This window comes from Acinetobacter sp. Ac_5812 (assembly GCF_013072695.1).
Classification (GTDB): Bacteria; Pseudomonadota; Gammaproteobacteria; order Pseudomonadales; family Moraxellaceae; genus Acinetobacter.
Genome location: NZ_LXUK01000011.1, coordinates 20,488 through 28,370, shown reverse-complemented (window position 1 = coordinate 28,370; position 7,883 = coordinate 20,488). Strand labels below are relative to the sequence as shown.

Below are 7,883 nucleotides of genomic sequence, written 5' to 3'. Positions count from 1 at the left end.
CGGAAGAAAGTTTACAACCACATATAAAAAAGTTTCGCTGGGTGCCTATCTTGAGCACATATTTTTTTTGATCAAGTATTACATTGGTTAACTTACATTGTAATTGTGAATATTTCTCATATAAGGCACTGTTTTTCATAGTCTTATTTATTAAGAAATTACTGTTAAAAATGCTTTTAATCGTAGTCTAATTAACGTATTGATGCTATAATGTCTACTCAGAATGCCTATGGGAATTCGAGATATGCAATTTCAATCATTTAGTCTTAGACATCAAAAAATACTCATTAACTTCAATGTGTTTAGCTCTGGCTCGTCTGATATTTTGCTAAAAGGTGTTTTATCTGCCGAATTGCTTATTCTAGTTGATAATTTAAATGCATTTTATTCTGCAGAAGACGGTAGATACGTTGTATCAGCTGAAAAAGTTAACCACGTTACAGGTCTAGATTTTAATAAGAAAACTATCAACCAGATCATGCGAGAAGCTTGTGATTTATCATTTATGATTGATACAGATGTGAAGCAAGCTGCAGCACCTATGATTGACGAAATTCAAATCTTATCAAGTGGCGATATTACTTTTAAACTCACTAAAAGTTTTGATTTTTTTAGAAATTCTCTTAGTTTTAAAAGCATATATGAGAAGCTACCATACAGGTTCACTACTTCTAAACTAGAGTTACCGCAGATCGGTCAACAAATAATGTTAATTGCGTAATTAAGCCTCTGACGAGGCTTTTTTATTGTCTAAAATTTAGTTAGTATATACACAGCTTTAAAGCGAAAAGACTACAACGTTAGTTGGGTTGCAAATATATTTTTAGTTTTATTTTTTAATTCAATCTCAGGCAATGTACGTTGTCTAAAGTGGAGCAGTTATGCAAGATTCTTCACAAGTCTGCATAAGTAAAGGAATTTCAGAAGATGAAATTTTTGGATTATCGCAGTCAATCAAAGACTCAATTATTAATGCCGAAACAAAAACCATGGATCTCTTGGGTTACGGCAACAAAATCAGTAATTTCATAGTCGAATGTTATCTAGATATTCCAGTTGTTGATCAATTCGTTTTTTACTTAATGCTGGTGAATGCCAAAAATAAGTATGCACATCAGCTGCAGCGCGTTATCGCTGAAAAACCTGAATTATCCCAAATTGAAGCATTACAACTAGCGAACAACTTTGTTCTGAATTTTGAATACATCCGTCAAATTCTTTTATTCAAAAATAAAGCTAATTACCTTAGCAATGGCCGTATCAAATCTTTGGCATGGAATACGCTAAATAGTGTTGGTAAAGTGATGCTACCAATGAGCTCTTTACGCCAAATGGACAGCGAACCATTTTCAAGAAATGACGTAGACAGCGTAACTCATAAAAGAATGTTTGCCAGTACGGGCTATTTTGAATTAGATAACAATGCGTTTATTTGCTATCAGCTTGAAGAAACGTTGATTGCCAATCTGTCTGAATTAGATTTTGATAAAAAAGGGCGCTACACAGTTCTCGACACTTTAACGGTTCTTGGATTTAAGGACCGTTTTGATCTTTATATGTATAACTTGATGAAGATCAATGAGTTTCGTGGCGAAGTGGTTATTCCTTACATTGACTTCAAAGCATTAACCGAATTTTCAGTAGAATTTAAATACAAAGCAAGTGATTTTTACCGTAAACGACTTCTTGTTTCATTAGAAAGACTGAATAGCAATCCATCTATTGAATTATTTATTTCTGTTAAGTATGAACCATGCAATAAGCGTACATCAGATCGTGACGATTTTTGCAATTATCGTTTTCAGATTCAGTTAAAGTCCAACTATCGTAAAGCGCTTAATACATTAAATGAAATGTGTGCAAAGGTTCAGGATGAACAGGGCAATGAGCTTAAAATCAGTAATGCGCTCTTCACTTCAGCAATTCGATTAAATAATGGTGAACCTGAAAAAGTAATAGAACTTGTTAAGGATCGTTTAGCTGCTTATACAACTAAGAATGGACCATCATATTTAGCTAAAAATCTTAATTTGGTTGCGTCTTATGTTACGCGAGCTCTAGAAGATCTATATAAAAGTAATCACTTCTTTGAAAGATTCCTAAACGATATGAAGCAAGCAGATAATTTACTTTATCTGAGAAATCGTGATAAGAAAGTTGAGATCGAAAACAAAAGTGCATCTACTTTCTCAAGCGAATTCATTAATATTCGCGACAAAGTTGATGTTACCACTTGTGAAATTCTTACAAACGCTGAGTACATTTCAAAGAAAACGGAAGCTACTGTAATTATTGATTATGCTTTCATACGTAATTCTATTTTTATTACACATCCTCATTTGCGCCACCAGCGAAATGCAGACGAGAAAAAATACATAGATCTCGTGTGTGAAAGCACAAAGCTTTGCCAAATATTCTTTGGTACGGGTAATGAAAATAAAAAAACGTTAACTCAAAACTATTTAACAGAACTCCTGTTTGAACATTTTTTTGATGATAATTTCCACTTGAACTCAGATGTATTGAAGAATCTTCTAAAAAAAGAAAAGGACTATTGGGTACAAGAAAAGCAAAAGACATTTATGCGGTTGTGGAAACTTGCAAATGAGTTCAGTTTAAAAGCTATTAGTCCAGCGAACTACAACGGTAAAGAGAGTTCAGACAATGAATAATAAACTTTATTTATGTGCAATTTTTACGGCTACTATATTGAGTAGTAGTGCAAATGCCGATTTTAGTGATTGGTATAAAAAAGCAGCTTCAAATGAAGAATCAACTCAGCAAGTGCCAGCTCAACAACAGCAAGCACCTGGTCAAGTTCAACAGCAAACACCAGTTCAGGTTCAGCAACAGCCGATACAGCAAAGACAATATAATTCTAATCGGAACACCACAGCTACGCGTTACCAAAACAATAATGCAAATGTCACTGGTGATTCTGGCCTTGAAGCACGAATGAATAACTTGAATTCGACCATTGAGAATCTAAACAAGTCATCAAAAAGTGGTGACAACCTCACGAATAACTATCTAAATATTGTTCAATTCATATTGATAAACGAAGAAACACGTAAATTGGATGGTAAAGACAATACATCACTGATCAATAACATGTTGGCTGGTATTGTGAGTTGTCAGAATAAATACAAAGTCGATGTTATACAAAAAGTGAATAATCAACTCCCAAGAGATGTTGCTAACACCGTACAACGGTATTTAAGCCAGAATGGACGCTCTATTGGTGCAAACGGCAACTGTTTATACTAATTAAACCCCCCTTTTAAAACCGTCCTTAAAAGGCGGTTTTTTTTATTCTTAAAACATACCTATTTATTTTAAAACCACATTCTATATACTACTAACAGTTTAATGCATATTAATGTGGGTTTTATCATGATCAGTTCTAAAACAATATATGAACTATATCAATTGCTCAATCAATCCGAAGTACAAGAATTAAAATCATCTATAACTGAGACTTTTGGTGCAGATGTGGAAAGTGAAGTTGATAAAAGCCCGGTCTTACAGCAAAAGATCAATTATTTTATTTATCAATATATACATCTCAAGCATCCAGAAAGAACAGACAAGATCTTGTTCGATGCAAATGAGTCAGCTCACGAGGTTGTAAAAACAGAACACCTTAAAAGTGAGCCAGTACCCTTATTAAAAGATTTTGTATCAAACAGCAGCAATAAAAGTTTAGCACCTGAAGAACAAAAAGATGTAGTTGCAGTCACTTTACCAGCCGAATTATCTGACATTCCTGTTGAACCAACAAATCAAAACAATACAGGAGATAATGAAGTAAAACATGACTATAACATTATCCTTGATGGTCGAACTAAGCTAAATATATTGCTCGAAAGATATTTAAGTGGTGTTGATGATGTGGCTCGTGAAATCATTGTGAAGTGCTTTCTTGTTATCTCTATATTTGTAGCACTGATCTCTCTTGTTATGGTTCTTCTGAATACGACCAATATTAACCAGATCCAAGAAATGTATGACATTGGCCATAAAACATTCCTATTCCAATATGCTGAAGTCTGCAATGTAAATGTTGAAGTTGCAAAAGCGAATCCATGTGTTATCTCAGAAATCAATAAACGGATTTCTGAACTATCAAATAGCAGATTTTGGAACACGTTCGGGTTGGTGCTTTTCTCACTTTTATCGTGCTTTTTCTTCTACCATATCTCTACTTACCGTGATTCTAAAGATAAGCACAACGGCTAGTCTTAAAAGGGGGTAGGGTGTTTTAAAATGGTCTTAAATGGCCATTTTTTTTATTTTAATAATAAAGTTTTATAGTTGATAAAAGGTATTCTAAAAGTATAATAGATACACTCTTAAAACTGGAATGCATTGTGCTTTTTAAAATTCCAAAAACGGGTGAGATTGATTCAAGTGAACAATCGATGACAGGCCTGGTACTCAAATCGGCATACAACTTAGTTGCCATTTTCAATATTTGCTACATCTTTGTAGTTGTATTCTTTGTGTTTGAAATGTTTTTAAATACAACGATATACAAGATTAAATATCTACCAGAAACCCTCAATACTCCATCATATATATTGCAAATCATCATATTCATTTTATGTTTTTCTTCAGTTCTGTATGCGATAAACAAAATGTTTGATGAAAAGTACATCCCTACACGCAAAGAAATCTATCTATTCCTTATCTCTTTTACTATCAATAGTTTATTAATGTTTATTTTTTTAGCTACCAAATAACACTGTAATACCAAGTTCCCACCGTAGCCTAAGCAAAAGTTACCTATTTTTTTTGGTTTTAAAAGCAGTGATCAAGGGCAGAATTAAAACACAAAAAAATAAAATTAATAGTTTTAAAAAATATTTTTTAAAACTAAATCAGTGATAATATGTAACCAACGTTAAGTTTAAGAAAGTATATTATGTCTGATATTCGCAGCATCTATTTTTACGGTAATAATAAAAGTATCAAATTGGGTAAAAACCCAATCTTAAATACTGTCTTTGAAGTTTTTCCAGCCACTAAAACCCCTTTAAAGCGGATTCTTAATCATAACCACCAGTGGGTTAGTAATTGCGCTTTTTACGTGCCTAACGATGTGAAAAGTGAATGGGTTAAAACGGTAACACTTTCAATTTTGACAATCTCAATTATGGCTTCCTTCCGTAATGCAATTGCACAGCAAAAAGGGTTGTCACCAAACGATGAAGCGCTTGATGAAGAGGTAGAGAACCTTGTGCCAGATTCGTTATTCAATTCTGCTATTGAATTATCGGATCTTAAAAAAAGTTTATTAGAAGTTTTGCCAAATTTAATGAGCGAATACCTTGCACAAAACTTTGGTGAATACGAAAGCATTATTACAAACGGTGTAGCTAAGCTTTTTATTGATAACCATGAATTTTTGGATAAGCAACTTGATTCTGATGCTGGAACAGATAATCAGATTTCAATGTTGAATTTTACTGACAATGCAGATGAATTATTTCACACAACAAACTATATTTTAGTCCGTATTGCTGATTCAAATGAAAACTTGAAAATCAACTTTACTAACAGCAAACCACATGCAGAACACTTAGGCCGAATTCTGCATACATTGTTGGGGGATGAAAGTTTTGAGATCTCAAAAGGTTCAATTGAGATACCTAATGACGAAGATGGCCAAGAAATTTTCATCTTTGAAAAAGAAACGAACTTTATTGATTTTTACAATTCATTATTGCTGGAAGTTAGTTTTTTTCTAGATCATGCAACAGTCTTAGAGCATATAGAAAAGTATGCACCAATTAACCAAACACTAAGCAGTTTGAGTGAGAATTTAGAAAAGAATATTAACTTTGTCATTTCTTCATTCAAAGAAACTCGCGATCTATCTGCATATTTAGAAAGCCGGGCTCAAATCATAGGGTTGATTCATGAAGCTGCACAAATCGCCAGCATTGAAATACAGCCAGTTGCTCAGGCTAAGGACCTTAAATCGTTAATTGAATCGCATCACCTGGTTACTTTTAATGATAAAGACACCTTTAAACAATTTAATTTATTTTGAGGTGAATATGAAATTTGTTATTAAAAATGGCATTGGTACACGTAAAGTCGAAGTGGATCTCGCATTAGATATACCATTGGTGCTACAAAAATCCATTTCTGTAATTGAGTATGAAGATTTCTTTAAATATTTTAGTGAGCAACATTTTCACATTTGCAAATTTAGAACGTTGAACTTTAAAGGTAATAGCGTAGAGGGAAGTAGTAAGGAATTAAATCGCTTTATCTGGCTTGCTATGGCACATCAAGCTTATATGGAGCGTAAAGCTTTACTACCAAGTAAATATATTGCGGATCTAGAAGCTTCAATTTCAAGCATGTTTAATTTAGAGAGCGAATCGCGAGAATGGTACCGAGCTATTCACAAAGCCATAGATGCTTACCTTAAATCACAATTTCCTGAAGCAATAGAGTTTTTACCTTCCAATATTGCACCACTGGATGAAGTGACTAAAATTCTTATGCAAGAAGTACAGCCAGTGATACCAGTTGCAGACGAGCCAGCGAAGCTATATAGCTGATTCTAGAAATAATTAAGACATAAAAAAACCATCTAAAAATTAGATGGTTTTTTTGTTTGTGTTTTTATAATTTTGCGAATACTTCAGGATTGTCATTCATAAACTGTTCAATGAAATCATTGTCTAATTCGACATGTTTTGGAAGCTTCTCATGTTCACGAACAATGGATTTTATAGATTCAATATTTTGCTGATTGAAAACAGGTGTTGTACGGCTCTTATAGCCAGTATCAGCCATCGCATAGCGATCATCAAACATACCTGAAGAAGTATTAGAATCGACTTCTGAGTCGCTTATAGATAGTGTTAAGTTGCGGTCTTCAGCTAACTTTAAAATGAATTCGTCAGAAATAAAGTTACGTAGCTCATGCAGCATAGATTCAACTTTATTGTGTTTAAAAAGCACCTTTGCAATTGAACGACAAGATAAGAAACCTTTTGTGATGTTTAGATCTAGTAATTTTTGAGGAATGATTGGATCGCTTTTCTTGTTGCTATTCGCGATCTGTTCAACTTCTTCATCAGTCATAGAAGCAATAATGTTTTTAAAGAAATTGCCATATTGAAACTTTTCAATTTTCTCCAGCATTGTCACTTGTTCTGTATCTAATAAGCAAAAAGAAATAGGTTTAAGCTTGCGTTGGTCGGTTTTGCTTAAACTGCCATTTTGGTTTAAGCGGTTCTCTTTGGTTTTAGCGATAGTTTTAGAGTTAGACATTTTAAACACCTTTCAATATGTTTTAAACTTTGGTTAATACCAATAATCATATTATAAGCGGTTTTAGCTAAAATACAAAAAATGAACATTTTGTTTTTTTAAAAAAATCTTTTAAATGTTTTTCGTATATACTATAAGAATATCTATCTTAAAAGGTATAACGCGTGATTAAAACTGATACAGGCGATACGGTCGGAGAGGGTTTAACGAATCCTCAGGATGAAGTTCTAGCATTGTTAGAAGAGTGCTTAAACTCTGAAAAATATACAGCTCGTATTACTTATATTTGTGAAGATGGCGGTCAATTAGTAGGTAAAAAGGCAGCTTTAAAGATTTTAAAGGAACAAGAGGACAATGGTTTAATGCTGGTGCCAATACCAGTCTTAGGAAAACAACTAAGAGTCTGGAGTGGTTTAAGTAAAACTAAAATGTCTAGTCACACAGGATTGTACAACAATATACAGTGGTCAAAGTTTGAAAGTGGCGAAAAGTTAATAACAAAGCAAGCGTGGACATTACTTCAACTTAGACTTGGGGTTCATCCAAAATACAAATTGGTTTTAAAAAATGAATTAGATGTCGAGTGAATT

8 protein-coding genes are annotated in these 7,883 nt (G+C 33.3%); 7 read left to right on the top strand and 1 reads right to left on the bottom strand.

Annotation, left to right across the window (positions count from 1 at the left end):
* Nucleotides 1-244 precede the first annotated feature (244 nt).
* From A7P55_RS09150 to A7P55_RS09125, 6 genes are all read left to right on the top strand, one after another.
* Entirely contained in the window at nt 245-721 is a 477-nt protein-coding gene (locus tag A7P55_RS09150; protein WP_044432065.1) for a hypothetical protein, read from the top strand.
* Between the two features lie 160 nt (nt 722-881).
* The gene (locus tag A7P55_RS09145) at nt 882-2,672 is read left to right on the top strand and encodes a hypothetical protein (RefSeq protein ID WP_171551864.1); all 1,791 of its coding nucleotides are present in this window, start codon (nt 882-884) and stop codon (nt 2,670-2,672) included.
* Nucleotides 2,665-3,267: a transporter gene (locus tag A7P55_RS09140; RefSeq protein ID WP_171551863.1), complete on the top strand. Its 603-nt coding sequence runs from the start codon at nt 2,665-2,667 to the stop codon at nt 3,265-3,267. The genes A7P55_RS09145 and A7P55_RS09140 overlap by 8 nt, the downstream gene beginning before the upstream one ends.
* 126 nt (nt 3,268-3,393) lie before the next feature.
* Nucleotides 3,394-4,239 carry a hypothetical protein gene (locus A7P55_RS09135; protein WP_227592292.1) on the top strand — a complete coding sequence of 282 codons (846 nt, stop codon included), beginning with the start codon at nt 3,394-3,396 and terminating at the stop codon, nt 4,237-4,239.
* Between the two features lie 685 nt (nt 4,240-4,924).
* A complete protein-coding gene (locus A7P55_RS09130; protein WP_121533409.1) occupies nt 4,925-6,055 on the top strand; it encodes a hypothetical protein in 1,131 nt (376 codons plus the stop codon).
* 7 nt (nt 6,056-6,062) lie between these two features.
* Entirely contained in the window at nt 6,063-6,575 is a 513-nt protein-coding gene (locus tag A7P55_RS09125) for a hypothetical protein (RefSeq protein WP_078389396.1), read from the top strand.
* 64 nt (nt 6,576-6,639) lie between these two features.
* Here the strand turns inward: A7P55_RS09125 and A7P55_RS09120 are convergent, their stop codons facing one another.
* The gene (locus A7P55_RS09120) at nt 6,640-7,293 is read right to left on the bottom strand and encodes a hypothetical protein (protein ID WP_121533407.1); all 654 of its coding nucleotides are present in this window, start codon (nt 7,291-7,293) and stop codon (nt 6,640-6,642) included.
* Between the two features lie 164 nt (nt 7,294-7,457).
* On the opposite strand from A7P55_RS09120, the gene A7P55_RS09115 reads away from it, so the two are divergent.
* Nucleotides 7,458-7,880 carry a hypothetical protein gene (locus tag A7P55_RS09115; RefSeq protein WP_121533405.1) on the top strand — a complete coding sequence of 141 codons (423 nt, stop codon included), beginning with the start codon at nt 7,458-7,460 and terminating at the stop codon, nt 7,878-7,880.
* Nucleotides 7,881-7,883 lie beyond the last annotated feature (3 nt).